Source organism: Sinisalibacter lacisalsi, from assembly GCF_014640115.1.
Classification (GTDB): domain Bacteria; phylum Pseudomonadota; class Alphaproteobacteria; order Rhodobacterales; family Rhodobacteraceae; genus Sinisalibacter; species Sinisalibacter lacisalsi.
Genome location: NZ_BMGI01000004.1, coordinates 15,177 through 40,172 on the forward strand (window position 1 = coordinate 15,177; position 24,996 = coordinate 40,172).

Genomic DNA, 24,996 nt, shown 5'->3' on the forward strand with positions numbered 1-24,996 from the left:
CATGCAGATCGCACGACATTACATCAACGGCGAATGGCTGGGCGGCGAGGCGGCGCTGCGCGACAGCCTCAACCCGGCGGATGGCAGCGTTCTGGGCCAGTTTCATCCCGGATCGGCCGCCCTGGTCGACTCGGCTGCCAAGAACGCCCGCGAGACGTTCTTCGCCGCCGACTGGGCCGGCGCGCCGCCGCTGCGCGCGCAGATGCTCTACGAATTCGCCGACCGGATGGAGGCGATCCGCGACGAGCTGATCGACCTCGTGGTGGCCGAGAACGGCAAGCTGCGCTCCGAGGCTACCGGCGAGATCATGGGCTCGATCTCTGAAACCCGCTACTACGCGGGGCTAGCCCGCGCGATCCAGGGCCGGATGCAGGAAACCGCGCCGGGGGTGATGAGCCTGTTCGGCCGCGAGCCTGCCGGCGTCGCCGCGATCATCGTGCCGTGGAACGCGCCGGTCACGCTGTTGATCCGTTCGCTCACCCCCGCACTCGCCGCCGGCTGCACCTGCGTGCTCAAGCCCGCCGACCAGACCCCGCTCATCCATGCCCGAATCATGGAATGCCTCGCCGATTGCCCCTCGCTGCCCAAGGGCGTGGTCAACTCGGTCAACGAGAACGGGTCGGAAGTGGGCCGCGCGATGGTCGCCTCGCCCGACATCGACGTGATTTCCTTCACCGGCTCGAGCCACACCGGCAAGCTGATCATGGCCGGGGCCGCGCCGACGCTGAAGCGGGTGAACCTCGAGCTTGGCGGCAAGGCGCCCGCTGTCGTCTTCCCCGATGCCGATCTCGATCTCGCCGTGCGCGAACTGACCCATGGTTCGCTGGTGATGGCTGGGCAGATCTGCGTCGCCGCCACCCGTTTCCTCGTGCATGAGAGCATCCGCGAGGAGTTTGAAACGCGCATGGTCGCCGCCTATTCCGCGGTGTGCACCGGGCCGGGGGCCGATCCCGCGAGTCAGATGGGCAGCCTGATCGACATAGCCAACCAGAAACGCCTGATGGAGATCATCGAGCGCGCCGGTGACGAGGGTGAGCTTCTGCTCAAGGGCAAACCGCTGGCCTCCGGCGCCTTCCTCACACCGTCGCTGTTCCGGATCGACGACCTGTCGTCGCCGCTGGTGCAGGAGGAGCTTTTCGGCCCGATCGCCTCGGTCGAAACCTTCGCCGACGAGGCCGAGGCCGTGGCGATGGCGAATGCCACCGTCTACGGGCTGGCCGCGAGCGTCTTTACCCGCGATCTCAACCGCGCCATGCGCATGAGCCGCAGGATCCGCGCGGGCACGGTCTGGATCAATTCGCACACCCGTCTGCTCGCCGAGGCCGAAACCGGCGGCTTCGGCCAGTCGGGCCTTGGGCGTCTGCACGGGATCGAGGGGCTCGCTGACTTCCTCGAAACCAAGCACATCTACATGGAGACAGGAGCCGACTGATGTTCGATTTCGACAAGACATACGACGTCGTCATCGTCGGCGGCGGTCCGGTGGGCATTGGCCTCGCGATCGAGCTTGGTCAGCGCGGGCATACGGTGGCGGTGGCCGAGCGCACCCCGAAACTGCACGCGATCCCGAAGGGCCAGAACCTGACGCAGCGGACGATGGAGCACTTCCAGGCCTGGGGCTGCGAAGACGAGATACGCGCCGCGCGCACGGTGCCCAAGGGCTATGGCATCGGCGGCATGACCTCCTTCCGCACCCTGCTCTCGGGCTATCACTACGACTGGCTCCAGCGCGATCTCGTGCGCCCCTACTACAACACCGCCAACGAGCGCCTGCCGCAGTACCAGACCGAGGCCGTTCTGCGCGCCCGCGCCGCCGAGGTGCCGGGCATCGACATCGGGCTCGGCTGGAAGGCCGAAGGACTCGAACAGGGGGACGACAGCGCCACCGTCACCCTGCGCGGGCAGGACGGGGAGACCCGACGCCTCACCGGCCGCTACGTGGTGGGCGCCGACGGCAGCAATTCCACCATCCGCGAGCTGGCGGGCATTCGCCAGACCAGGTCGGAGCACGACAAGCTGATGGTTCTTCTCGTCTTCCGCTCGACGCAGTTGCACGAGTTGCTCACGCGCTATCCCGACAAGCAGTTCTACTGCGTGCTCGACCGCGAACTCGCAGGCTACTGGATGTTCTTCGGCCGGGTCGATCTTGGCAGCACATGGTTTTTCCACGCCCCGGTGCCGCTCGGCACCACGCGCGAGAATTTCGATTTCAAGGCCTATCTCGAACGCGCGGTGGGCGCCGAGATCGACGTCGACTTCGAGCACATCGGGTTTTGGGAACTGCGCATCGCGCTGGCCGACCATTATTCCGAGGGCCGGGTGTTCATCGCCGGGGATGCCTGCCACTCGCACCCGCCCTATGGCGGCTACGGCATCAACACCGGGCTGGAAGACGTGCGCAACCTCGGCTGGAAGCTGGCGGCGATGCTCGAAGGCTGGGGCGGCGCGCAGCTCCTCGACACCTATACCGAGGAACGCCAGCCGGTGTTCAAGGGCACCGCCGACCACTTCATCGAGCGCTTCATCCACGAAGACCGCGATTTTCTGAACGCCCATTCGCCCGAACAGGACGGCGAGGCGGCATTCCGCGAGATCTGGGACAACCGCAACCAGGCCGCGGCGGAAGTGATGCGCTTCGAACCCAACTACCAGGGCTCGTCGATCGTCACCGGGGAACCGGGCAAACCCGACGCGCTGGGCACGCACGAGTTCCGCGCCCGCGGTGGCCACCACCTCGCCCCGGCGACCCTTGACGACGGGCAGGGGGTGTTCGAGGCGCTGGGGCCGGGCTTCACCCTGCTTGCGCTCGGGGCCGATGCCGGGGTCGCGGGCCGCTTCGAAGAGGCCGCTGCCGACCTGGGCCTGCCGCTGAAGGTGGTTCCCTCGGGCGCCGGGTGCGAGGCCCGCACCCGCTACGAAGCTCCGCTCGTGCTCGTCCGGCCGGACCAATACGTCGCCTGGGCGGGCGACGATGGCGATCCGCGCGAAATCCTGGCGCGCGCGGTGGGTCGGGTGTGAGCCCGGCAGACCTTGAAAGCCTGCTTGTGGTCGCCTTCGGTTTTGCCGTGGGCGGCCTCCTCAAGGGAGCGACGGGCGCAGGTGCTCCGCTTCTCGCGGTGCCGCTGCTCTCGCTCTATTTCGACGTGCGTTTCGCGGTGATCATCTTCTCGATTCCCAACCTGGTTCCAAACCTCTGGCAGGCCTGGGCATACCGGCGAACGGCGCTGCCGCGTCCCTTCGTGCTGCGCTTCGCTCTCGCCGGGATGCTCGGTGCCGGTATCGGCACGTGGATACTCGCGACGGCGCCGTTGGAAAAACTCATGCTGAGCGTCGCCGCCGCGGTCACGCTCTACATCGTCTTCAGGCTCGTACGGCCCCATTGGCGGCTCGACTATGCCCATGGCCTGCGCCTCGCGGCCCCCGTCGGCACCCTCGCGGGAATTCTGCAGGGGGCGTCCGGCGTGTCGGCCCCCGTGTCGCTCACCTTTCTCAACAGCCTGGGGCTTGAGCGCAGCCAGTTCGTGCCGACGGTGTCGATGTTCTTCGTCGGCCTCGGGGTGGTGCAGATCCCGATGCTGATCGGCTACGGCATGCTCACCCCGAGACTGGCCCTGTGGTCGGCCGCCGCGCTGGTGCCGCTCATCGCGGCGATGCCACTTGGCGCAAGGATCGGCCGCCATGTTTCGCGCGAGGTCTTCGACCGGATCATCCTCGCCCTGCTTGCCGCGCTCGCCATCAAGCTCGTGGTCGAAGCGCTCTAGCGTTGGCAAGACAGTCGGGGGCCCGGCGAACGGATCGCTGTTCGAACAGAGGTGCGCGCGAACTACGTATGCCCCCTGCCGCCGCCGAATGATCCCGTGTCGATCGCGAGCAAATCGACGGTGTCAGTTGGATCTGAAGCCACCGTTGAACACAGCGACTCGGGAAGGCAAATCGCCTGATCGGAGTCCGGGGAAGCAGGCGCCAAGGGCGGGTGATGGCGCGCCCGAAGAAGCGGCTTTGGACGGACGCGGAGACCCGAGCGCAGTTGCACCAGCACGGGCAACCGGCGCAGGCACCGGCAGGGGGCCCCGACTTTACCGTGCCGCGCGCAGCCAGGACCCGTCAAGGCGCCATCTTGGCCCGGTCACCACCGTCGCCGTGGTCAGGTCATGGCCGAGCGCGAATTTCACCAGTGCCTCGAGCGAGATGGCCGTGCTGTAGGGCTCCGAGCGCCATTGCGCCAAGGTCCCGTCAGCCCCGGCGAAGAACAGCCCGGCCCGCCACGCAAAGCCTTCGGCCCCGGCGTCACCCTCCACCCCCGAAAGCGCCAGCGCACGGGATTGGCGGCTGGCCATCAGGTATCCGATCGCCCGGCTCACGGCGCGTTGGTGGGCGTTGAAAAGCCCCGCGTCCTGCGCGACCTCGGCGCCGATGTTGAGAAGCGCGCTCGCGGCCAGCGCGGTCGACAACTCGCTGGTCCGGTCCTTTCCGCCGGGGAACGAACCGTCCTCGCGCTGCATCTTCAGCAGATCGCCCAGCAAGACGCCCATCGCCGCGCGCAGCGCCGGGTCATGCATCATGCCTCCGTCGCGCACCGCCCGGCTGAGTGCGTATGGCAGCATCATCAACTGCGGATAATAGAGATCGCAATCGTCCACCCAGGCCCTGGCGTGCACCACATCCACGAGCATCCGCCTGGCATCGCCGAACCCGGCCCAGCCGGACGCGTTGTTCAGCGCAAGCGAGAACAGGGCATTGGCGTTCACCACGCACACGACGTTATTTACCCCGAGCGGCATGATCCCTTGCCCGGGCGCCGAGAAGGTGTCGAGGTTTTCGTCCTTGAGCCATGTCAGGAAGGCCCCCGTGGCGCGCCCCCCGGTCCAATCGCCATAGGCGGCGTGCTTGGTGCGCCCGACATCGCGAAAGCGCGGCAGGACGCGCAGCGCGGCCATGTCGGGCGTGATCCCGTCGCGCGGCTGCAACAGGCTGTGAAGCTTCTGTGTCGCCACCACGATCGCGGTGTCGTCGGCATCGTTGGGGATGTTGAAGGCGGCGTCGAAACCGTAGGGGTTTTCCTCCCTGTCCAGCACCCGACGCACCCAGCCCTCCGGCTGGAGGTCCTGCCCGGCGGTCGCGGCCTTCCACAGGGGATTGAGCGGCCCCATCAACAGCTTGGCCAGCGTCTCGATCCGCCGGACTGGGAGATTGACCGGGCCTGTCCGGGGCGCCGGGCTCGTCTCGCCGGGCCTCTCGCGCCAGAAATTGTAGGCCTCGCCCCGGCGGTAACCCGCGAGGCTCGCAACCGCGAGCGACCGCATCGGTTCGGTGAGCTGCCCGTGTGGTGGCAGGGAGGTGTCGTCGAGAAAATAAAGAGGGTAGAGGATCCCGGCGGTGACGAAGGGGTTGGAGTCCTGAACCGCCAAGAGCGACTGGCCCCGGGCATCCCCGAGCCGCTCCGGCAGGAAGTGAATCGTGTTGGCCCATTCGCCGACCGCGTTCCTGATCCTGTGATCGCCCACAAGACCCGAGACCTCGCGATAGCCGCGGCCGCCGAGACGGTTGACCAGAACCACCTCTTCGCAGGTGCGCTGTGGCGTCTGGCAATGGTCGTAAAGGCTTGAGAGACTGCCCGAGCGGTCGCGGATCTGGGTGGCATGGAGGTAGAGCAGCGCGCCATTGATCGTGTGCGCGATCTCGGGGGTCGCGCGCACGTTGGTCACGAAATCCGTGAAGCGGCGACTGGAGAGCGGCGGCGGCCCGGCATGGGGCCACTGGATCGTCGCGACGTCGGGCCGGACCGGCGGGGCGGCAGAACGCGGCCCGGCTCCGTCGATTTCACCGGCATCCTGCGGCTGCGTGCACGACATCAGGGTGAGCAGGAACCCCGCAGCCCAAAGCCCTGGGCCGCGCCCCGCCCGTGCCTCCGAGTGCCATCGCCGCCTGAGCCTGTGCATCACCATCCGTGGTCGACATCCCGCAAGTCGCCTGCTATTCGACGGCAAGCTCGCCTGATCCCGCCCGCCGAGCAAGTGTTTTGCGCCCCGGGCGGCGTCGGTCACATCCTGTCAGCCCGCCAGCCGCGCATCTGGATAGGGGGTCGGAAACGCCTTCTTCCGGTGATCCGGACCTGGCAGGCCGGGCAGGGCCTGATGAGATTGGGTCGATAATGCATTGTTTGCATCATCCGATCGGTAATCAGCATTTCGCGCAGCGAAATACATCCCCTACGATTTCCGATAACGTTGGAGATGCCTTGCTGCGGCATCGCTCGCGCCGCGCACATGGGTGGTCAACCTGAAGGAGGCATCAATGGGGTTTTCCGACCCGTTCCGGCTTGACGGAAAGAGATTGTTCATAACTGGCGGCAGCCGTGGCCTGGGGCGCGAGATGGCGCTGGCCATCGCCGCGGCCGGCGCCGATGTGTGCCTTGTCGCGCGCCCGTCCGAGAGCCTGCAAGCAACGGCGGACGACATCCGCGCACTGGGCCGAAACGCCTGGACCATCGAAGCCGACGTGGGCGACCCGGCGGCATGCGAGGCGGCCTGCAAGCAGGCGCTGCACCAGATCGGACCATTTGACATTCTGATCAATAATGTCGGTGGCCGACGGGTGAACATTCCCACCGAGGACATGCCGCTTGAGCAGTGGCACGAACTGATGGACCTGAACCTGACGTCGACTTTTCTGTGCAGCAAGATCATCGGTGGCGCGATGATCGAGCACGGGTCGGGCGGGCGGATCATCAATGTCGCCTCGATCAACGCAATGGTGGCGGGCCGGGGCATTGCCGGGCGGCATTACGAGACGGCCAAGGCCGGGGTGCTGCAGTTAAGCCGCAGTCTCGCGGTCGACTGGGCGCCGCACGGAATCACCGTCAACGCGATCTGCCCGGGCATCTTCCTGACCGAGCCCAACAAGGTCTGGTCACAGAAAAATCCCGAGATCATCGAGGGTTTGGTTCAGAACATTCCGCAGGGCCGGCTGGGTGAGCCCAAAGACATCGGTCCGCTGGCTGTGTACCTGGCGAGCGACAGCGCGAATTACATGACCGGTGCTTCCCTTGTCATCGACGGCGGCTACACGTGCCTGTGACAGGCCGGGTCATCTTGCGACATGAAGCGAGACCTTGAGTCGACTGGTCAGGTCTCCGAAGGTATCAGGACGATGCGCCGGGGTGAGAAGCTTTGTTTTCAGGCATTGAAGAAGGAAGGATGAGGCAGTGGCTGCTTTTGATCTGGTGTTGAAAGGCGGCCGTGTCATCGACACGGTGCAGGATCTCGATGGCCGTTTCGATCTGGGCTTCCGCGCCGGGAAGGTTGCCGCCGTCGAGCCCTGGATTGATCCGGAATCCGCGCTGGAGCTGCGTGATGTGTCCGGAAAGATCGTAACCCCCGGGCTCATCGATCTGCATACCCATGTTTATTGGGGGGGCACCTCTCTTGGCGTGGAGGTCGACGAGATTGCGCGCCGCAGCGGCACGACAACCTTCGTCGATGCAGGCAGTGCCGGGGCAGGGAACATCGCGGGGTTCCGCAAACATGTGATCGAACCGGCGGCACCCCGCATTCTTGCCTATCTCAACATCTCGTTTCCCGGGATTTTCGCCTTCTCGAAGTCTGTCATGGTGGGCGAGTGCGAAGACCTTCGCCTGTTGAATGCGCGGGAATGCATGGCCCTGGCGCGCGAACACGCCGATCTGATCGTGGGGATAAAGGCGCGCGTCGGCGCCACTGCCGGCGGACAATCGGGCCTTGCGCCGCTGGCCCTGGCCATCGAGGTGGCCGATGAGCTGGGTTTGCCGGTGATGGCGCATATCGACAATCCGCCGCCAACCCGGGAAGAGGTTCTCGGGGCGCTTCGGCCGGGCGATATTCTCACGCATTGCTTCCGCCCATTCCCGAACGCGCCAATCCACGGGAACGGCCAGATCCGCCAAGCGATCCTCGATGCGCGAGAGCGCGGCGTCATTTTCGATATCGGGCACGGATACGGTGGCTTCGGTTTTCGGTCCGCGCGCGCGGCTCTTGAGCAAGGGGTGCAACCGGACGTTCTGTCGAGCGATGTCCACGCCCTCTCGGTCGAGGGGCCGGCGTTCGACATCCTCGCGGTGATGTCGAAATTCATGGCGCTGGGCATGTCACTGACCGAGGTGGTCAAGGCAGCGACGGCCGCGCCGGCGCGGGCGCTGCGCCGGGATGATCTCGGCACGCTGCGCGTGGGGGCCGCCGGCGACGCGACGATCATCGAGGAAACCGCCGGCGATTTCCTGCATACGGATGCACTCGGCGAAGCGATCGCTGCCAAGAGCGGTCTCGCGCTGAGCGGAGTCGTGATCGGCGGCGCATGGTGGGCGGATGGGCCTTCGGCGGCGGCCTGACCTCTGCGGCCGCGTCACTTGCGATCCGACGGTGAACCTGCACGACTGGATCGTGGGCGTGTGTCACGACAGGGGCGCACCGATCTGGCCGGTTGCTACGCGGGGCGTTGGTCGCACCTCGACAGCGAGGCGCCAAGGACGGCCTCGTCGGCCAGATTTCACAACTTGATGCCGATATTCTTGGTCTGCACGTAGCCGAGCAAGGCTTCCTGGCCTTTCTCGCGGCCGTAACCGGACCGCTTCATGCCGCCAAACGGTGTTTCGATTCCACCGGCCCACCACTGGTTCACATAAACCTGCCCGGCGACAAGCCTGTGCGCCACCTTGTGGGCAAGGCTGAGGTTGTTGGTGTAGAGACCGGCGGCGAGGCCGAAATCGGTGCCATTGGCGATTTCAATGGCCTCTTCCGTGTCTTCGAACGGAATGATCACGACGACGGGCCCGAAAAATTCTTCCTGCGCGATCCGCATTTGGGGTGTCACGTCCCCAAACACGGTGGGGGCCATGAAGTAGCCATCGAGCCCGGCCACGCGCTTGCCGCCGGTGCACAGCGTGGCGCCTTCGTCGATTCCGACCTGGCAGAGCGCCTCGACACGGTCGAGTTGCCGGGCGGAGATCAACGGGCCCAACTCGGCCCCGTCGATCCCGGGGCCGACCGTGAGCGCCTCGGCCTTCGCCACAAGACGGGACACGACCTCGTCATAGAGAGACCGATGCACGATGAGCCGCGAACCGGCGGAACAGATCTGGCCTGCGTGTTTGAAGATGCCGGCGGCCGCGCTTTCTGCCACCTGGTCGAGATCGGCGTCGGGAAAGACGATCCCGCCGGATTTTCCGCCGAGTTCCATGACACATGGGATGACGCGCTCGGCGGCCGCGCGCAGAACGCTTTTGCCGGTTTCGACTGAGCCGGTGAAAACGATGTGGTCGATGTCGTCATGCGCCACAAGCGCCGCGCCGGCCTCGTACCCCAGACCGCAAACGATATTCACCGCGCCATCGGGAACGCCCGCGCGTTCACAAGCCTCGGCCAGCAAGAACAAGCTGAGCGGTGAATCCTCGGGTGATTTCAGAACCACGGTATTTGCGGTGGCGATGGCACAGGCAATGGAGCGCGCGCCCACTGGCAGCGGGCCATTCCAGGGGACGATCTGCGCGGAAACGCCGTAGGGTTCGTGCGTGGTGTAGTCGAGCAGGTCGGTCCCGATCGGGATCTGCCTGCCTTCGAGCTTGTCGGCAAGCCCGGCGTAGTAACGCAGGTATCGTTGCGTAAGGGGGAGTTCGGCGCGCCCTTTTTCCAGGGTCTTGCCATTGTCGAGGCATTCGACCTCGGCGATCTCGTCGGCGGCCTTTTCCAGCTCGTCAGCGATCCGGAACAGGAGCGCGCCGCGTTCATGCGGGGCCATGTCCTGCAACACGCGCGCTTTGAAACAGGAACGGGCCGCGGCAACCGCCTTGTCAATATCGGCGCCGGTGCCGCGCGCGACCTCGCAGATTTTCTGACCATTGCCAGGATTGATGATATCAATCCGCTGGCCGTCGGACGAGTCGACCCATTTTCCGCCGATATAGTTTTTCCAATAGGGCCGGATCTCGATGGACATGATGCGCTCTCCTTGGTCGCCGGACCTTGCGAGTCGGGCAAGATTCAGCTGCAAATTATCGCTCCCGGGAAGGCGTAAGGAAAATGCTGTTACTGGATGCGCCAATGCGAATTTCGCATGCCTCCGGGGGTGAATTCCAAGTTCCGCCGTGCTCTGATAGAAGAACCTTGGCTTGGCGTCGATGTGACGGGCGGCGGCCACGCAGGATAGGGAATGGGTCATGGAAATCAAATGGATCCTCGACTTTCTTTCACTTGTCGACACCCAGAATTTCTCCAGGTCGGCCGACCTGAGAGCGACAACCCAGCCGGCTTTCAGCCGGCGGATCAAGGCGCTCGAGGAATGGATGGGCGCCACCCTTTTCGACCGCTCCAATCAACCGATTGAATTGACCCCGGCGGGCAAGAGATTCCGGCCCGTCGCCGAAGAGGTTCTGCGCCGGTTGCTGCAAAGCCGCGAAGAGATCCAGCAACTCGGAAAGCACACCGAGCGCACGATTTCCTTTGCGGCCACGCACAGCCTTTCACTTGTCTTTTTCCCGCGCTGGATCAGGGAGATCGAAACCGAAACCGGCATTCTGCGAACCCGGCTCGAGTCGAAACGGATCAGCAGTTGCCTGCAATCGCTGTTGCGGGGCGAGGTGCATTTCATGCTGAGCCCGACGCACGCGTCGATCGACGTGGAGTTGCCGAAGGATCGTTTCAAGTCGGTCGCGGTCGGCGTCGACAGGCTCATTCCGGTATCGGCGCCGGATGAATCGGGCAAACCGCTTCATGCCCTGCCGGGGTCGGCGCAATCGCCGGTCAACTATCTCGCTTACGTGGGATCATCGGCAAGCGGGTTGGCAGTCGATTACCTTCTCCGGCATCTCGACCGCATGCCGAACCTGAACCAGGTTTTTGACTCGCATCTTGCCGGTGTGCTCAGGAACATGGCGCTGCAAGGCAGGGGGGTCGCCTGGCTTCCGGAGAGCGAGATTGTCAGCGAGCTTGAGCAACGGACGCTGGTCGAGGCCGGCGACGAAAGCTATTTCATCTCCTCGGAAATCCGCCTTTTTCGCAATGTCGATCTTCTGCCTGTCGAAGCTGAAGAGTTTTGGAACCGGGTTGCCGATGCGGGATCGGCATCGGCATAGACCGACCTTGCATTGGTCGCCCCGTGGCATCGCCGTTACGCTCGGATCGATACGAAGACGAGGTCGGAACCAATGAACGAACATTCGCCGCCACGGGTCGCAATTCTGGGCCTGATGCTGGAAAGCAACAACTTTGCACCTGTAACGACGGAAGCCGATTTTCTCGATCGGGTGTATCTCGCTGGCGATGAAATACTGCAGGACCTGGGCAGCGCGGATCCCATTTTGCCCACGGAATTGCGCGGCTTCGCAAAGGAAATGGACGCGCTGGCCGAATGGTCTCCAGTTCCCATTCTTATCGGGCTGGTAGAAGCCGGCGGGCCGCTGGACCAGAACTTCTTCCAACTGGCGTTCAACGAGATGAAGTCGCGCCTCGTCGCGGAAATGCCGGTTGATGCCGTGTATATCTGCAACCACGGCGCGATGATCACCACCGAAAACAAGGACCCGGACGGCGAGATATTCGCGATGGTGCGCGAGATCGTCGGTCCCGACGTGCCCGTGGTGGCTACGCTCGATCTCCATGGCAATGTCTCGCAGCGGATGGTCAGCGCGGCTGACGCCATCGTCGCCTACCGCACGAACCCTCATGTCGACATGCTGGCGCGGGGCAAGGAAGCGGCTGGCGTTCTGCTGGAGATGTTGGACGGCCTGAAGCCGGACGTTGCTTTCATTCGCCTGCCCATCACACCGCCAACGGTGACGCTACTGACAGAAGCCGGCCCCTACGCCGACCTCATCGACTACGGACAGACGCTGATCGACGGCGATGTTTTCAACGTTTCGATCCTCGGCGGCTTCGCCTACAGCGACACGCCGAAGAACGGTCTCGCGATCATCGTCAGCTCACGCCAGGCGAATGGATCGGCGCAGCGCGCCGCGCAAAAGATCGCCGATCGGGCCTGGGCTGAACACAAGCGCTATACTCCGGTTCTGACCTCGCTGGAGGACGCTGTGCAGACAGTGTGCGCCGTCGGCGCCGACGAAAAACTGCCGCCCGTCATTCTGGCGGACGTTGCGGACAATCCCGGCGGTGGCGGAAACGGCAACACCATGTGGATCATCGAGGCGCTTCACCGTGCCGGAGCGAAGGGTGTGATCGTTGGGGTGATCAATGACCCGGCGCTCGCGGCCGAAGCGACCGCGCTCGGCAAAGGCGCCCGCTTCGATGCGGTTTTCAACCGCGACAACGGAGACGAGTTCTCGCATCGGTTCGAAGCCGAAGCGACGGTTGTTCGGCTGCGCGATGGCGAATGCGTTGGCCGGCGTGGCTTTTACGCAGGCCGCAAGATGAACCTCGGTCCAACCGCATTGCTGGACCTTGGCGGCATCCAGGTGGTCGTGATTTCGGTGCGCACGCAATGCGCCGATCCGGCGTTTCTCGAAATGATGGGGCTCGACATCGGCGCGGCGCGGGCCGTTGTGGTGAAGTCCCGCGGCCATTTTCGCGCCGGCTTCGATGAGTTTTTCGGGCCTGACCAGGTGATCGAGGTCGATGCGCCCGGGCTGACTTCGCCAATCCTGTCGCGGTTCAACTTCAAGTATCTTCCGCGCCCGGTCTTCCCGGTCGATCAGGACGTTACCTGGCCTGCGCCGGCCTGAGCCCGGCTTAACTTTTTTCGTATTAAGAGGCGCACATGCAGATCATTTCAGAATCCGTAGCCCGAGAACTCGTCTCGATCGAGGCGGCGATTGTTGCGGTCGAGGGATGCTTTGCCGCGATGGCGGGCGGCACGGCACGCAATTTCCCGGTAGTCCGCGAGGCGATCGGGGTCAGTGACGCCGTCTACGGGGTGAAATCCGGAATTGACACAGGGGCGGAGGTGTTGGGCCTGAAGGCGGGCGGCTATTGGCCTCACAACCTTGCTCTGGGCAAAACCAACCACCAGTCCTCAACCTTGCTGTTCGACACGAAAACCGGACGCGCCTCGGCGCTCGTCAGCGCGAACTACCTCACGGGCGTGCGCACGGGTGCTTCCAGCGCGATCGCGACAAAGCACTTGTCGCGCAAGGACGCGACCGTTCTGGGGATTATCGGAACCGGTGGCCAGTCCGTTTTCCAGCTGCGCGCGACGATGGCGGTGCGCCCGCTCACCGCGGTCCATGCATGGGATCTCGATGAATCGAACCTGGCCCGGTTCGGTGAAACGGTCCGCGAGTTGGGTCTTGAGTTCCGCGGACATGCCGAGCGCGAGGCGGTTCTGGCGGCAGCCGACATCGTGGTTACGGCCACGCCTTCCCAAGCGCCCTTGATCGACAAGGCCTGGGTGCGTCCGGGCACGCATATTTCCGCGATGGGGGCCGACACCAGGGGCAAGCAGGAGCTTGATCCTGCGCTGGTTGCGAGCGCGTCGCTTTTCTACGACGAACTCGAGCAGGTGAAGACGATCGGCGAGTTCCAGCACGCCTTCCGCCTTGGGATGATCACCGAAGCCGATCTGCGCGGCAGCATCGGCCAGGTCATTGACGGAAGCCTGGCCGGGCGCCGTTCCGACGACGAGATCACCGTCTACGACGGGACCGGCGTGGCGCTGCAGGATCTCGTGGTCGCTGATCTCGCGGTGCGCCTGGCGTCAGAACAAGGCATGGGCACCAGCGTTGAATACTGAATCCCGGGTCCTCATTGCATCCCACTGACCCGGTGTAGTGCGACCCCGTCCCTGGTGGCGGGGTCGCATTTCCATTCACCACCCGTTCACGCGATGCCAGACGGCGACGATCTCGATGCCATCGCCGTTTTCGCTGTCGACAACATGGTAGCGGTCGTACATCGCCGCCGTCATGCAGACGTGGTTTGGAAAGATCCGCACCTTTTCACCGATCGGAAAATGATCGAGCGAATGACCGGGCACCATCGGTACGAGCCCGTGTTCCTGGAAAACGCGCGTGACCTTGAGCTGGGGATCGAGGGCCTCGCCGGCGACATTGGCGATCAGTCCGAACCCGATATCATTCGGCACGTTCTCGGTGCCACGGTCTTTCGACAACGCCAGTGCTCCGGCATCGACCGTGAGGTGGTTGAGATCGGCACGGTGGCTCGATACCTCCGCCAGCACGGAGACGGCGAGATCCTCGACGCGGCAGGAGCCGATCTGTGCCTGGAACATGTCGCCGAACATGTAAACCCCGGCGCGTGTCTCGGTGACGCCGTCGAGGTTTCTTGCATGCAGCGCGGTCGGGGTGGAGCCAAGGCTCACGTTCGGGCAATCGATGCCCAGTGCGCGTACCGCCTCGGCGGCTTCGACCACGGATCTGCGTTCGATCTCCGCCAGTTCCTCGATCTCTGCAAGGCTGCGGCAGGCATAGGAATGCCCGGCGTGGGTCATCACGCCATCGAATATCACGTTCGGGGCCGCGTCGAGGGCGCTCGCGATTGCCTTGAGGTCGTCCGATCCGGCTGGCACGCCGGTGCGGTTTTCGCCGCAGTCGACTTCGATCTGCACGTGGAAGGTGGCGTCGATCTCACCGTGCCTGGCGGCAATGGCGTGGGCGACATCGACGTTATCGGTGATCAGCGCGAGCTTGACGCCCATCGCCTGGATCCGGGCGACCCGTTCGAGCTTGTCGGGCGTTATGCAGACGGCATACTGGATGTCGCGCACGCCCTCGGCCGCGAAATACTCGGCCTCGCGCAAGGTCGACACGGCAATTCCGACGGTGCCAGCGTCGAGCACCAGGCGCGCCACGTCGATCGACTTGGCGGTTTTCAGATGGGGGCGCAGCGCGACGCCATTGCGCCGGCAAGCCGCGGCCATGCGCGCGATGTTGCGTGCGAGTTTCGCCCGGTCGAGCACAAGGCTCGGGGTGGGCAAGTCGAGGAGTGTTCGTGGTGTCATCCGGAAATGCCCCGCTCAGTCTTTTGACTCAAGGATGAATTCGTCGATCATCACGTTCATCCCCGCGAGCAATCCGCCATCGACAGGCAAGGCCACACCGGTGATGTATCCTGCGTCGTCAGACCCGAGGAACGATACCGCCTTGGCGATGTCTTCCGGTTCCGCGACGCGCCCCATCGGGTACCAGCGGGCGAGCTTCGTGAACACGTCCGGGTCCTTTCGCACGCGGATTTCCCACGAGGCGTTCTGGGTGCGCACCGAGCCCGGCAGCACCGCGTTGCAGCGCACACCGTGCCGGCCATATTCCGAGGCGACCGACTGGGTGAGGTTGATGATGCCAGCCTTGGCTGCGCTGTAGGCCGGGTTGCCGAAATAGCGCACGCCGTTCACAGAGGAGATGTTGACCACGGCGCCGCTATGCCGGGCCTTCATGCGCGGCAACACCGCGCGCAGGCAGTGGTAGGTGCCGTTGAGGTTTACATCTATTTCCTTGTGCCAGTCATCGAGGGCTATGCCGTCAATATCGCCGGCATCGGTGAAGGCGGCGTTGTTCACCAGCAGATCAATCGGCCCGAGCGTGCTTTCAAACCCGGCAACTGCCCGTTCGACCGCTGCCGCATCGGTGATGTCGGCTGCCACCACTTCGGCCCGGTGCCCGGCCTTGCGCAGCAGTTCTTTGGTTTCCTCGCCTTGTTCGGCATCAATCTCGATGATGCCAATCACGGCACCGTCTTCGGCCAGCCGCGTCGCGATGGCGCGCCCGATGCCATGGCCTGCGCCGGTGATGACAGCAGTTTTTCCTGAATAGTCAGGCATTGTTTGTCCTTTCCTGATCAGGCCAGCGCGGTTGCGATCCAGTCGAGAGCCGACAGGCGCATGTGGCCATAGTTGTAGAATGAGATCGAACTCGGCCCGAGCGCACGCAGGGCCGAGACGGCCTGCACCACCTCGGCGGAATCCGCCAGGTGCGGAAAGGTCGGGCGCACGATATAGCCGATCCTGGCGTCATCGCCGGCCCTTTTCCGCACCCACGCGGCGTCTTCAGCAATCTGCGCGACGCCCGTCTGATAAGCGGGCACCTCAAGGCGATCCGCCACCTTGGCAAGGGCTGCAAGATCACTGCCTTCGATCCAGCAGAGCGAATTCGGCGTTTGCGTCGTCGGAATGATTGCAAGGCCGACATTGGCGGGAATGGCCGCAACGATCTCGGCGACCAGCCCGGTCACGGTGCCGGCGCGCCATGCAATGTAGGCCTGCCAGTCGGGATCGGTTTGCGGGTTGGTTGCGGGCGGCGTGCCTTCGGCAAAAAATCGGTCGAGCTGGTGACGGGTATCATCGGCAAGACCCGCGATATCCACGCCCGCAGCCGCCGCGCCGGCCCGGCAGGCGGGGCAAAAACATGTGCCCATCATCACCTGCACCCGGTCGGGGAGCTCGATCAGTTCAAACTCGTGATGGTGACCGTGACGAAACGCCTGCCAGCCCGGTGTTTCCAGAGCGATCTCGCCAACGCCCGGCTGGGTTGCGGTATCGACGCAGAGCGCGGTGAGATAGTGGCGCACCTCGGGCTGGGCCGGGCACAGCGCATTGACCAGCTTGTCGCCATATACGGTTTGGGTGGTGAGATGCGGGTGCGCTTGCCCCAGCCGCGTGTTGTGCAGCCCCACAGTCCAGGCGGTGACGGCGAGGTCGGCTGCGTTTGTCGCGACCGCGCGCAAGGCGTCATAGTCGTCGGCCATTCGCGCGCGCTGTGGAACAAGTTCGCGATAGAGCGCGGAATCGGGCGTGAAATAGACGGTGCCGTCTTCAGGGAAATAGACCTTGCCCGAGGGGGCGTGGGGGCGCAGAAACTTGCCGGCATGGTAACTCGTCGCGAGGGTGACCCCGTCGATCCCGGTCGCTCGCAAACGGTCGGCCACATTGCCGGCCCCTTCGTCGCGCAGATCCCATGGGTAGAGGTACATGCTGTGGCGTTGCATCAAGGAGCGCGCTTTCCGAAATTCGTTTGTCTGAGGCTAGTCACGCCTTTCGGCGGGCTCCAATGCCGAGAAAACATCACAGAATTCAAAATCGGCATTCGGCTTTGACCGCCCTATGCCGATATCTTACGGACACCACGGCCGGCGCCGGCAATATTCGTGCGTAGGTCAGGACAAGGAGGGCAAAATGAAAAACATCGTCGTCACTGGCGGAAGTGGAAAAGCCGGTCGTGCAGTCTGCCGGGACCTGGTCGAGAACGGGTACAACGTGCTCAATATCGACATCCAGCCGTCGTCTGATCCGGTTTGCCCGTTCTACAAGGTTGACCTGAACGATCGTGGGCAGGTGATGGACGCGCTGCAGTGGACTGGTGGCAAGGATCACCCGTTTCGCCAGTTCGCCACCCCCGATGCGGTCGTGCATTTCGCGGCCATTCCGGCGCCCGACCTGGTGCCGGAAGATGTGACCTTCCGCAACAACATGGTCTCTACCTACAACGTCTTCGACGCGGCGCTGCGCACCGGCATCAAGCGCATTGTCTGGGCCTCCAGCGAAACCACGCTCGGCTTGCCGTTCAGCCCGTCGAACCCGCCCGCCTACGCACCGGTAGACGAAGAGCATCCGATGCGGCCCGAAAGCGCCTATTCGTTGTCGAAGGATCTCGGTGAGGAAATGGCGCGACAGATGCACCGCTGGAACCCCGACACCAGCTTCATCGGGTTGCGCCTTTCAAACGTCATGGAGCCGCAGGACTACGACAACTTCGCGGGCTGGCAGGACGATCCGCATTTCCGGGAATGGAACCTGTGGGGCTACATCGACGCGCGCGATTGCGCCCAGGCCGTGCGCAAGGCGCTGCATGTCGACTTCGTGGGCGCCGACAATTTCATTATCGCGAACGACGACACGGTGATGGAGAAATCCAGTGACGAGTTGATGAAGGAGGTTTTCCCCGACATCCCGCTCAAGAAAGAGCTGGAAGGGCACGAAACGCTGCTGTCGATCGACAAGGCTCGCCGCGTGCTGGGCTACTCCCCCGAATTCTCCTGGCGCAAGCGTTAAGCGCGCAAGAAATACAGGAACTTCCAGCACTCCAGCCGCAAGCCTGCGGCTGGAGTGAATGCTCGTTTTCGGGGCGAAATGGGTGATGCGCGCCGGACATACAGCCATGCAAAAGTTCTATTTTCAAAGCTCGAGAATCTGGCGCAGGCTTTTTTCTGTCATCCCGTGAGCAACATCGCCACAATGCGGTTTCGGCGGGAAAGTCCGACAGAGGAGAAACCAATGACCCCCAATAAAAAAACAACTCTCGCCGTCTCGACCCTGGCCCTTCTGGCCTGGTCCGGAGCGGCTCTGGCCGAAACCACCGTTGACTTCACGGTGGCGGAATACAGCTCCAAGACCGGCCCCTATTTCGAGGAAGTCGCGGCCGCCTTCGAAGCGGAAAACCCGGACATCGACATCAATATCGAAGTCGTGCCGTGGGATACGCTGCTTCAGCGCCTCACCACCGACATCGCTGGCGGTGCGGCCCCGGATATCTCGATCATCGGCACCCGCTGGCTGCTCGATTTTGCCGAGCAGGGGATTGCCGAGCCGGTCGACGATTACCTCACCCCCGAGTTCAAGGACACCTTCATCGACACCTTCATGGCGCCTTCGGTGATTGACGGTCAGATCATGGGCCTGCCGGTGGCCGCGTCGGCCCGTGCCATGCTGATCAACAAGGATCTCTATGCCGAGGCCGGTGCGACCCCGCCGACGACCTGGGATGAGCTCTATGAAGCGTCCAAGAAGATTTCGGAGGAAACTGACGCCTTCGGGTTCGGTCTGCAGGGCAAGGAAATCGAAACCGACGCCTACTTCTACTACTCGCTGTGGACCCATGGCGGCGACATCCTGAAGGAAGACGGCACCTCCGGGCTCGACACGCCGGCCGCGCTCGAGGCCCTCACGCTCTACAAGAAGATGCTCGACGAAGGTTTGACGCAGCCTTCCCCGACCAACTACAGCCGTGAGGACCTGTTCAACCTGTTCAAGCAGGGCCAGGTCGGGGCGGTGTTCACCTTCCCGATGCTGATCCCGCAGATCCAGGCCGAAGCGCCGGACCTGAACTACGAGGTGATGGAGTTCCCCGTCGCGACCACCAAGGCAACCTACGGTGTGACCGACACGCTGATGATGTTCGCGGATTCGGATGTGAAGGAAGAAGCGTGGAAGTTCATCGAATTTGCCTACAAGGATGAGTGGCGCACCAAGTTCGACCGTGGTGAAGGCTTCCTCCCGGTGACCAAGGGTGTCGCCGCCGAGGACTACTATACCACCGACAAGGATATCGCCGGTTTCGCCGCGGGCCTGCCTCACGCCAAGTTCGCGCCGACGATTGCGAACTGGGAAGAGATCGCCGACGTCACGGTGCGGGCGGTTCAGAAGGTCTACCTCGACCAGGCGACGCCGGAATCGGCGCTGACCGAAGCCGCCGAACAGATCAACTCGATCCGCGGCAAGTGAGTCACAATCGGTGGGGCGGCCTCGGCCGCCCCACCTCTCCCCCGGGCGGTGCGCCCCTTCTCTGACGCACGGGTGCGCAAATGAAATCCCTCGATGGCATGAAACCGCTTCTGATGATCCTCCCCGGCCTCGCGCTGGCGATGTTCATTATCGGATATCCGATTTACGATCTCGGCTTCACCTCGTTGCAAGAAGTGAGCCGGTTCGGCAAACTCCTCGGCTTCGTGGGATTCGACAATTTCAGGGAAGTCTTTTCCGATCCGCTTTTCTGGGCCTCGCTCAACCGCACGGTGATCTGGACGGTGACGGTCGTGCTGAGCACGCTGATCATCTCGCTGCCGATCGCATTGATCCTGAACGATGATTTCTACGGCCGTGGCCTGGCGCGGGTTATCATCATGCTGCCGTGGGCGGTTTCGCTCACGATGACGGCGGTGGTCTGGCGTTGGGCCTTGAACGGGCGCGCGGGGCTGCTCAATGCGACGTTGATGAACATGGGGCTCATCGACGAGCCGATCGAATGGCTGGCGGAGGCACAACTGGCCTTCACCGTCGAAATCCTCGTCGGCATTCTCGTGTCGATCCCCTTCACCACGACGATTTTCCTGGGCGGGCTGTCTTCGCTGCCACGCGATTCTTACGAGGCGTCGATGGTCGATGGCGCAACCCGCTGGGACCAGTTCCGGCACATCACCCTCCCCCTGATGAAACCCTTCATCAATATCGCCATCGTGCTGAACGTGATCTACGTGTTCAATTCGCTGCCGATCATCTGGGTCATGACAGAGGGCGGGCCGGCCAATGGGACCGACATTCTCGTGACCTACCTCTACAAGTTGGCCTTCCGCTTCGGCCAACTCGGGGAGGCTGCGGCGATCTCGCTGATCATGTTCGGTTTCCTGCTTCTGTTCACCATCATTTACGTGGCGCTCGTGATGCGGGGCGAGCGCCAGACAGACACCATCGAAGAGGACGAGTGACATGTCGGCCAAGCTGAAAAAATCGCTGCTCTACTGGCTGATGCTCTCGCCGCTCGTCGTGGTCATCCTGTTCCCGTTCGGGGTGATGTTCGTCACCGCTTTCCGCCCGCGCGAAGAGCTCTTCGTGTTCCCGCCGCGCTGGTGGTTTTCGGAATTCCGCTGGTCGAACTTTGTCGAAATGTGGGAAAAAACCAATTTCGGACAGGCCCTGTTCAACAGCCTCTACGTCAGTATCGCCGCGACGGCGCTTGGCCTCTTGCTGTCGATCCCCGCGGCCTATGCGCTCTCACGCTACCGGTTCCCGGGGAAAAGTGCCTACCGGACCTTTCTTCTTATGACCCAGATGATGTCGCCCATCGTTCTCGTGCTGGGGCTGTTTCGTCTGATGGTGGTGCTTGGGATGGTAAACAACCTCAACTCGCTCGTGCTTACCTACGCGGCGTTCAACATGGCCTTCACGATCTGGATGCTGCAAAGCTACTTTTCGACCATTCCGCGCGATCTCGAAGAGGCGGCGTGGATCGACGGGGCGACGCACTTCAAGAGTCTGATCAAGATCTTCCTGCCACTGGCCGTGCCGGCGATCGCGGTGACCTCGATCTTCAGTTTCATCAACGGCTGGAACGAATTCGTGCTTGCGCTGACGATGATCCGGTCGTCGGACGACTACACCTTGCCGGTGCAGATCTACAGCCAGGTGGCCGGGCGGTATCAGGTCGAATGGCATCACGTCATGGCGGCCACGATACTTGCCACCGTGCCGGTCGCGATCGTGTTCTCCTGGCTTCAGAAATACCTCATCCGCGGCATGGCGCTCGGCGCCGTGAAATAAGCGCGACGTATCAATACAGGGATAAGATTATGGCGGCCGTGACAATACAGAACGTGGAAAAGACCTTCGGGACGTTGAAGGTCATTCACGGGGTCAACATCGAGGTCAAGGAGCATGAGTTCGTCGTGCTTGTCGGTCCGTCCGGCTGTGGCAAATCCACGCTCCTGCGGATGATCGCCGGCCTCGAGACAATTTCGGACGGCGAGATTGTCATCGGGGAGAAGGTGGTCAACAACGTGCACCCGCGTGACCGCGATATCGCGATGGTGTTTCAGAACTACGCGCTCTACCCGCACATGTCGATCTTCGACAACATGGGATTCAGCCTGAAACTGCGCAAACGCTCCAAGGCCGAGATCGAGAAAAAGGTGAACGAAGCCGCTGGAATCCTGAACCTCGTGCCCTTCCTGCAGCGTGAGCCTCGTCAGCTTTCCGGCGGGCAGCGCCAGCGCGTGGCCATGGGCCGGGCATTGGTGCGCGACGCACAGGTGTTCCTCTTCGACGAGCCGCTGTCCAACCTCGATGCGAAACTGCGCGTCACGATGCGCACCGAAATCAAGGCACTGCATCAACGGCTCAAGACAACCTCCATCTACGTGACCCACGACCAGATCGAGGCCATGACCATGGCTGACCGGATCGTGGTGATGAACGCGGGGCGCGTCGAACAGATCGGTGCGCCGCTGGAGCTCTACGATCATCCCGGCAACCTCTTCGTGGCCGGGTTCCTCGGATCTCCCTCGATGAATTTCATCGAAGGCCACTTCTCGCGCAGCGACGGCGAGGCGGTCGTGGTTACCGAGGCCGGTACCAGACTGCCTGCGCCTGACCTTGCGGATGCGAAGGAAGGGCAGGCGGTTGTTTTCGGCGTGCGGCCCGAGCACCTGATCCTTGGAGCGAACGGGGTGGAGGCCACAGTGGAAGTGGTTGAACCCACTGGTGCGAATATCGAGGTTTTCGCAGATATCGGCGGCGCGGATATTTGCGCGGTGTTCTTCGAACGGCACCTTTTCGAGCCCGGCGAGAAGATAGGGCTTGGATGGGATACCGGGAAGGTCCACCTGTTCGACAAGGAAAGCGGCCAACGGATCTGAGGAGCGGCCATATGCACGAAGCGTTCGCGAAGGGAAACGTCGCGGTTGTAACCGGCGGCGCATCAGGGATTGGCCTGGAAGCCGCCAAGCGGTTTGCCGCACTCGGGATGAAGGTTTGCGTCGCCGATCTGCCCGGCGCAGCACTCGACGCGGCCGAATCCGCGGTGTCTGCCGCCGGGGCGCAGGTGGTTCTCTGCGTGCCGACCGACGTGGGCGATCCCGACCAGATCAAGGCGCTCGAGGCCCGGGTGACCGGAGAGCTCGGCCCGGTCAACGTGTTGATGAACAATGCGGGCATTCAGCCCGGAAGCTCGATCTTCGACGCCGAGGGCAATTGGCAGCGTATCATCGACGTGAACATGTGGGGCATCATCCGTGGCGGACAGGTTTTCGCGCCGGGGATGATCGCTTCGGGCAAGCCGGGTCTGATCATCAACACCGGCTCGAAGCAGGGTATCACCACGCCGCCGGGCGATCCGGCCTACAATGTATCGAAGACCGGCGTGAAGGCCTTCACCGAGGCCCTTCAACACGAGTTGCGCAACATCGAGGGCTGTGCCGTCGAAGCAAGGTTGTTCATCCCGGGTTTCGTCTTCACGCCGCTCACGGCGATGGGGCGAACCGAGAAGCCCGCCAGCGCCTGGACCCCGGAAGAGGTCGTCGATTACCTGTTCGCATCGCTTGAGCGCGACGACTTCTACATTCTGTGTCCGGACAACGAGGTCGACCGGGCGACGGACGAAAAGCGGATTGCCTGGGCCGCCGGCGACATAATTGAAAACCGCCCGCCGCTTTCGCGGTGGCATCCCGATTTCGGCGACTCGTTCAAGTCCTGGCTGGAGCGCTGAGACAGCCTCGGCGGTTTTCGGGGCGGCGGGAGTTTGAAAAAGCGCGGGCCGGTCACGGGGCCGAGTGACCGGGGGCGTTCCGGATCCCGCCCGCCGGGGCGGACCATGGACAGGGGCGGGATGATCTGATCGTATCGCCCGGATGGGACAAGCCGACAAACCGCAGCTTCGCGATGCACCGGACAACTGGCGCCAGGCGATGATCGGCGCGCGGTCTCCGGACGCGGCGTCCCGGCGCGCGCATCAGGTGCCGCCGGCGGACCGGGAATTCTTTCGTCGGCTTGCGCGGGCTTTCGTGCTCGCCAAGCAAGGGCAGGTCATCGACGCGCGGCGGGAGCTGGACGTAATCCAATCGGAATGCGAGCGGCAGGATGATCGCTCGGACCGGAAGAAACTCGAGCTGATCCTGGTCGATGCCCATGTCAGGGCCTACGAGGGGCGCACTTTCGCGGCCGCCGACATCGCGAACCTCAAATGGACACTTGAGGCGGCCCCGCGCGATGATTTCGTCGCCCAGGGGCTGGCACTGAACCAGCTCTGCCTCGCCTGCATGCACTCGGGACATCTGGACCGCGCGCAGGAATATGGCGAAAGCGCCATCCGTGCCTACCGGCAGGGGGCGGCCGAGCTGGGATCGCTGCACCTTCTCGCCCACCTTGGCCAGATCAAGCTGATGCGCGGAGATCTCGAGGGCGCCGCCCAGGAATACTCGATCATCGAGAACAGCCTCTCGGCCCTGCCGTCTCCCGGCACCGCGCTACTGGCCGTGAGCCGGGCCCTGCGCTCGGAAGTGGCCTATGAGACCAACGACCTGGCCGAGAGCGAGGCCTTGCTGGATAGCGCCATTGGCAGCATCGAGGAGAACGACGCTTGGCTCGACGTTCGGGCCGCGGCGTACCGGGTGCAGATCCGGCTCGCGTTCAACCACCTCGGCCTGCCCGGAGCACTTTCGGAGCTGTCGCATTTCGAGACCGCCGCCGAGAATCTCAAGATGCCGCGCCTGCTGCGCCTGATCAGGTTCGAGCGCATCCGCGTTCTCACCCTCAGCGACGAGATCGATGCGGCGATCAAGATCATGCGCTCCATGGACATCGACCCGCAACGCCTGCCTTCGCGCGACGACGACGACTGGGCGTTTCGGCAGGGCAGCACCGCGGTGGCGATCTCGCGCTGGCTGGTGCGGGCGCGACGCGCGCGCGAGGCCCTTGCCTTCATGGAAACGGTCGAGGATTTCGCGATCCGCCGCGGCCAGCTGCTTTCGCTGGCGAAACTCCGGGTCATCCGCGCTGAAGCGCACTGGCGCCTGAACCAGAAATCCGAAGCGACCAGCGCGTTGCTCTCGTCTGTCAGGCTGCTCGGAAACCAGCCGTTCCGGCGTTTCATTCTCGACGAGGGCCAGGAGGTTTCGCGGATCGTCCAGGCCGTGCTCGATGGCGATCACGTGACATCGCCGGTCAGTCGCCAGCAACGCGCGCGTTTCGCCGAACTGCACCATTACTCGACAGTGCAGAAACGCGAGGCGCGGCGGGTGGGGCCCGGGTCGCCGGCGGCGGTTGCCGCGGGGCACCCATCGGCGAAATACCTGGAACTCCTTGCGCTGGGCCTTTCCAACAAGGAGATTTCGCGGACCATGGGCGTTACCGTCAACACGGTGAAATACCACCTCAAGACCATCTTTCGCGAACTTCGCGTCCTGAACCGGACGCAAGCCGTCATGGAAGCCACCCGGCTGGGGATCATCAACCAGAACCACCCGGATAGGTAGTCGAAGGGCGGCCCGTCTGCGGTCAATCAGGGCGCGCGTGCCCGTGGTG

General features: G+C 63.6%; 20 protein-coding genes. 15 read left to right on the top strand and 5 right to left on the bottom strand.

The window, feature by feature from the left end; all coding sequences use genetic code 11:
* Position 1: 1 nt before the first annotated feature.
* Genes IEW01_RS12080 through IEW01_RS12090 form a run of 3 tightly spaced genes read left to right on the top strand, consistent with a single transcriptional unit; the run spans position 2 to position 3,761 of the window.
* Complete coding sequence (locus IEW01_RS12080; RefSeq protein ID WP_188528024.1) at positions 2-1,432, top strand: aldehyde dehydrogenase family protein; 1,431 nt, start codon at positions 2-4, stop codon at positions 1,430-1,432.
* Positions 1,432-3,018, top strand: coding sequence for an FAD-dependent monooxygenase (locus IEW01_RS12085; RefSeq protein WP_188528026.1), 1,587 nt, complete (start codon positions 1,432-1,434; stop codon positions 3,016-3,018). Before IEW01_RS12080 ends, IEW01_RS12085 begins: the two co-directional genes overlap by 1 nt.
* Positions 3,015-3,761 carry a sulfite exporter TauE/SafE family protein gene (locus tag IEW01_RS12090; protein WP_229738232.1) on the top strand — a complete coding sequence of 249 codons (747 nt, stop codon included), beginning with the start codon at positions 3,015-3,017 and terminating at the stop codon, positions 3,759-3,761. Before IEW01_RS12085 ends, IEW01_RS12090 begins: the two co-directional genes overlap by 4 nt.
* Before the next feature lie 315 nt (positions 3,762-4,076).
* On the opposite strand, the gene IEW01_RS12095 is transcribed toward IEW01_RS12090, so the two are convergent.
* Entirely contained in the window at positions 4,077-5,852 is a 1,776-nt protein-coding gene (locus IEW01_RS12095) for a hypothetical protein (protein WP_188528028.1), read from the bottom strand.
* A 442-nt stretch (positions 5,853-6,294) separates the two neighbouring features.
* On the opposite strand from IEW01_RS12095, the gene IEW01_RS12100 reads away from it, so the two are divergent.
* Both IEW01_RS12100 and IEW01_RS12105 read left to right on the top strand, forming a co-directional pair.
* Positions 6,295-7,077 (top strand): SDR family NAD(P)-dependent oxidoreductase, encoded by a 783-nt coding sequence (locus IEW01_RS12100; RefSeq protein ID WP_188528030.1) that lies wholly within the window; start codon positions 6,295-6,297, stop codon positions 7,075-7,077.
* A gap of 175 nt (positions 7,078-7,252) precedes the next feature.
* Positions 7,253-8,362 (top strand): amidohydrolase/deacetylase family metallohydrolase, encoded by a 1,110-nt coding sequence (locus IEW01_RS12105; protein WP_229738275.1) that lies wholly within the window; start codon positions 7,253-7,255, stop codon positions 8,360-8,362.
* A gap of 158 nt (positions 8,363-8,520) precedes the next feature.
* On the opposite strand, the gene IEW01_RS12110 is transcribed toward IEW01_RS12105, so the two are convergent.
* Positions 8,521-10,167, bottom strand: a complete 1,647-nt coding sequence (locus IEW01_RS12110) for an aldehyde dehydrogenase family protein (RefSeq protein WP_229738234.1) — start codon at positions 10,165-10,167, stop codon at positions 8,521-8,523.
* Between the two features lie 19 nt (positions 10,168-10,186).
* On the opposite strand from IEW01_RS12110, the gene IEW01_RS12115 reads away from it, so the two are divergent.
* The 3 genes from IEW01_RS12115 to IEW01_RS12125 all read left to right on the top strand — a co-directional run bounded on the left by IEW01_RS12115 (position 10,187) and on the right by IEW01_RS12125 (position 13,710).
* Positions 10,187-11,101 (top strand): LysR family transcriptional regulator, encoded by a 915-nt coding sequence (locus IEW01_RS12115; RefSeq protein WP_188528034.1) that lies wholly within the window; start codon positions 10,187-10,189, stop codon positions 11,099-11,101.
* Between the two features lie 72 nt (positions 11,102-11,173).
* On the top strand, positions 11,174-12,703 hold the full coding sequence (locus IEW01_RS12120) for a M81 family metallopeptidase (protein WP_188528036.1): 1,530 nt from the start codon (positions 11,174-11,176) through the stop codon (positions 12,701-12,703).
* A 35-nt stretch (positions 12,704-12,738) separates the two neighbouring features.
* A complete protein-coding gene (locus IEW01_RS12125) occupies positions 12,739-13,710 on the top strand; it encodes an ornithine cyclodeaminase family protein (RefSeq protein WP_188528038.1) in 972 nt (323 codons plus the stop codon).
* 75 nt (positions 13,711-13,785) lie between these two features.
* Here IEW01_RS12125 and IEW01_RS12130 read toward each other — a convergent pair whose 3' ends face one another.
* Genes IEW01_RS12130 through IEW01_RS12140 form a run of 3 tightly spaced genes read right to left on the bottom strand, consistent with a single transcriptional unit; the run spans position 13,786 to position 16,919 of the window.
* The gene (locus tag IEW01_RS12130) at positions 13,786-14,937 is read right to left on the bottom strand and encodes an alanine racemase (protein ID WP_188528040.1); all 1,152 of its coding nucleotides are present in this window, start codon (positions 14,935-14,937) and stop codon (positions 13,786-13,788) included.
* Positions 14,938-14,952: 15 nt separating this feature from the next.
* Positions 14,953-15,753, bottom strand: coding sequence for an SDR family NAD(P)-dependent oxidoreductase (locus IEW01_RS12135; RefSeq protein ID WP_188528042.1), 801 nt, complete (start codon positions 15,751-15,753; stop codon positions 14,953-14,955).
* A gap of 17 nt (positions 15,754-15,770) precedes the next feature.
* Positions 15,771-16,919 carry a hypothetical protein gene (locus IEW01_RS12140; protein WP_229738235.1) on the bottom strand — a complete coding sequence of 383 codons (1,149 nt, stop codon included), beginning with the start codon at positions 16,917-16,919 and terminating at the stop codon, positions 15,771-15,773.
* Positions 16,920-17,103: 184 nt separating this feature from the next.
* Between IEW01_RS12140 and IEW01_RS12145 the strand changes: the two genes are divergently transcribed.
* From IEW01_RS12145 to IEW01_RS12175, 7 genes are all read left to right on the top strand, one after another.
* Entirely contained in the window at positions 17,104-17,979 is an 876-nt protein-coding gene (locus tag IEW01_RS12145) for an NAD-dependent epimerase/dehydratase family protein (protein WP_188528046.1), read from the top strand.
* A gap of 222 nt (positions 17,980-18,201) precedes the next feature.
* Entirely contained in the window at positions 18,202-19,428 is a 1,227-nt protein-coding gene (locus IEW01_RS12150) for an ABC transporter substrate-binding protein (protein ID WP_188528048.1), read from the top strand.
* Between the two features lie 80 nt (positions 19,429-19,508).
* Positions 19,509-20,408, top strand: coding sequence for a carbohydrate ABC transporter permease (locus IEW01_RS12155; RefSeq protein WP_229738236.1), 900 nt, complete (start codon positions 19,509-19,511; stop codon positions 20,406-20,408).
* 1 nt (position 20,409) lies between these two features.
* Entirely contained in the window at positions 20,410-21,240 is an 831-nt protein-coding gene (locus tag IEW01_RS12160; protein ID WP_188528052.1) for a carbohydrate ABC transporter permease, read from the top strand.
* 29 nt (positions 21,241-21,269) lie between these two features.
* Positions 21,270-22,334, top strand: coding sequence for an ABC transporter ATP-binding protein (locus IEW01_RS12165; RefSeq protein ID WP_188528054.1), 1,065 nt, complete (start codon positions 21,270-21,272; stop codon positions 22,332-22,334).
* 11 nt (positions 22,335-22,345) lie between these two features.
* The gene (locus IEW01_RS12170; protein ID WP_188528056.1) at positions 22,346-23,182 is read left to right on the top strand and encodes an SDR family NAD(P)-dependent oxidoreductase; all 837 of its coding nucleotides are present in this window, start codon (positions 22,346-22,348) and stop codon (positions 23,180-23,182) included.
* Positions 23,183-23,324: 142 nt separating this feature from the next.
* Positions 23,325-24,947 (top strand): LuxR C-terminal-related transcriptional regulator, encoded by a 1,623-nt coding sequence (locus IEW01_RS12175; protein ID WP_188528058.1) that lies wholly within the window; start codon positions 23,325-23,327, stop codon positions 24,945-24,947.
* Positions 24,948-24,996: the final 49 nt, after the last annotated feature.

Excerpts from the sequence above, each read along its gene's own strand:
- IEW01_RS12115 (WP_188528034.1), top strand. The coding sequence starts at position 10,187 with ATGGAAATCAAATGGATCCTCGACTTTCTTTCACTTGTCGACACCCAG.
- IEW01_RS12170 (WP_188528056.1), top strand. The coding sequence starts at position 22,346 with ATGCACGAAGCGTTCGCGAAGGGAAACGTCGCGGTTGTAACCGGCGGC.
- IEW01_RS12130 (WP_188528040.1), bottom strand. The coding sequence starts at position 14,937 with ATGACACCACGAACACTCCTCGACTTGCCCACCCCGAGCCTTGTGCTC.
- IEW01_RS12175 (WP_188528058.1), top strand. The coding sequence starts at position 23,325 with ATGGGACAAGCCGACAAACCGCAGCTTCGCGATGCACCGGACAACTGG.
- IEW01_RS12125 (WP_188528038.1), top strand. The coding sequence starts at position 12,739 with ATGCAGATCATTTCAGAATCCGTAGCCCGAGAACTCGTCTCGATCGAG.
- IEW01_RS12165 (WP_188528054.1), top strand. The coding sequence starts at position 21,270 with ATGGCGGCCGTGACAATACAGAACGTGGAAAAGACCTTCGGGACGTTG.
- IEW01_RS12085 (WP_188528026.1), top strand. The coding sequence starts at position 1,432 with ATGTTCGATTTCGACAAGACATACGACGTCGTCATCGTCGGCGGCGGT.
- IEW01_RS12080 (WP_188528024.1), top strand. The coding sequence starts at position 2 with ATGCAGATCGCACGACATTACATCAACGGCGAATGGCTGGGCGGCGAG.
- IEW01_RS12160 (WP_188528052.1), top strand. The coding sequence starts at position 20,410 with ATGTCGGCCAAGCTGAAAAAATCGCTGCTCTACTGGCTGATGCTCTCG.
- IEW01_RS12150 (WP_188528048.1), top strand. The coding sequence starts at position 18,202 with ATGACCCCCAATAAAAAAACAACTCTCGCCGTCTCGACCCTGGCCCTT.
- IEW01_RS12120 (WP_188528036.1), top strand. The coding sequence starts at position 11,174 with ATGAACGAACATTCGCCGCCACGGGTCGCAATTCTGGGCCTGATGCTG.
- IEW01_RS12135 (WP_188528042.1), bottom strand. The coding sequence starts at position 15,753 with ATGCCTGACTATTCAGGAAAAACTGCTGTCATCACCGGCGCAGGCCAT.
- IEW01_RS12145 (WP_188528046.1), top strand. The coding sequence starts at position 17,104 with ATGAAAAACATCGTCGTCACTGGCGGAAGTGGAAAAGCCGGTCGTGCA.
- IEW01_RS12095 (WP_188528028.1), bottom strand. The coding sequence starts at position 5,852 with ATGTCGTGCACGCAGCCGCAGGATGCCGGTGAAATCGACGGAGCCGGG.
- IEW01_RS12100 (WP_188528030.1), top strand. The coding sequence starts at position 6,295 with ATGGGGTTTTCCGACCCGTTCCGGCTTGACGGAAAGAGATTGTTCATA.
- IEW01_RS12155 (WP_229738236.1), top strand. The coding sequence starts at position 19,509 with ATGAAATCCCTCGATGGCATGAAACCGCTTCTGATGATCCTCCCCGGC.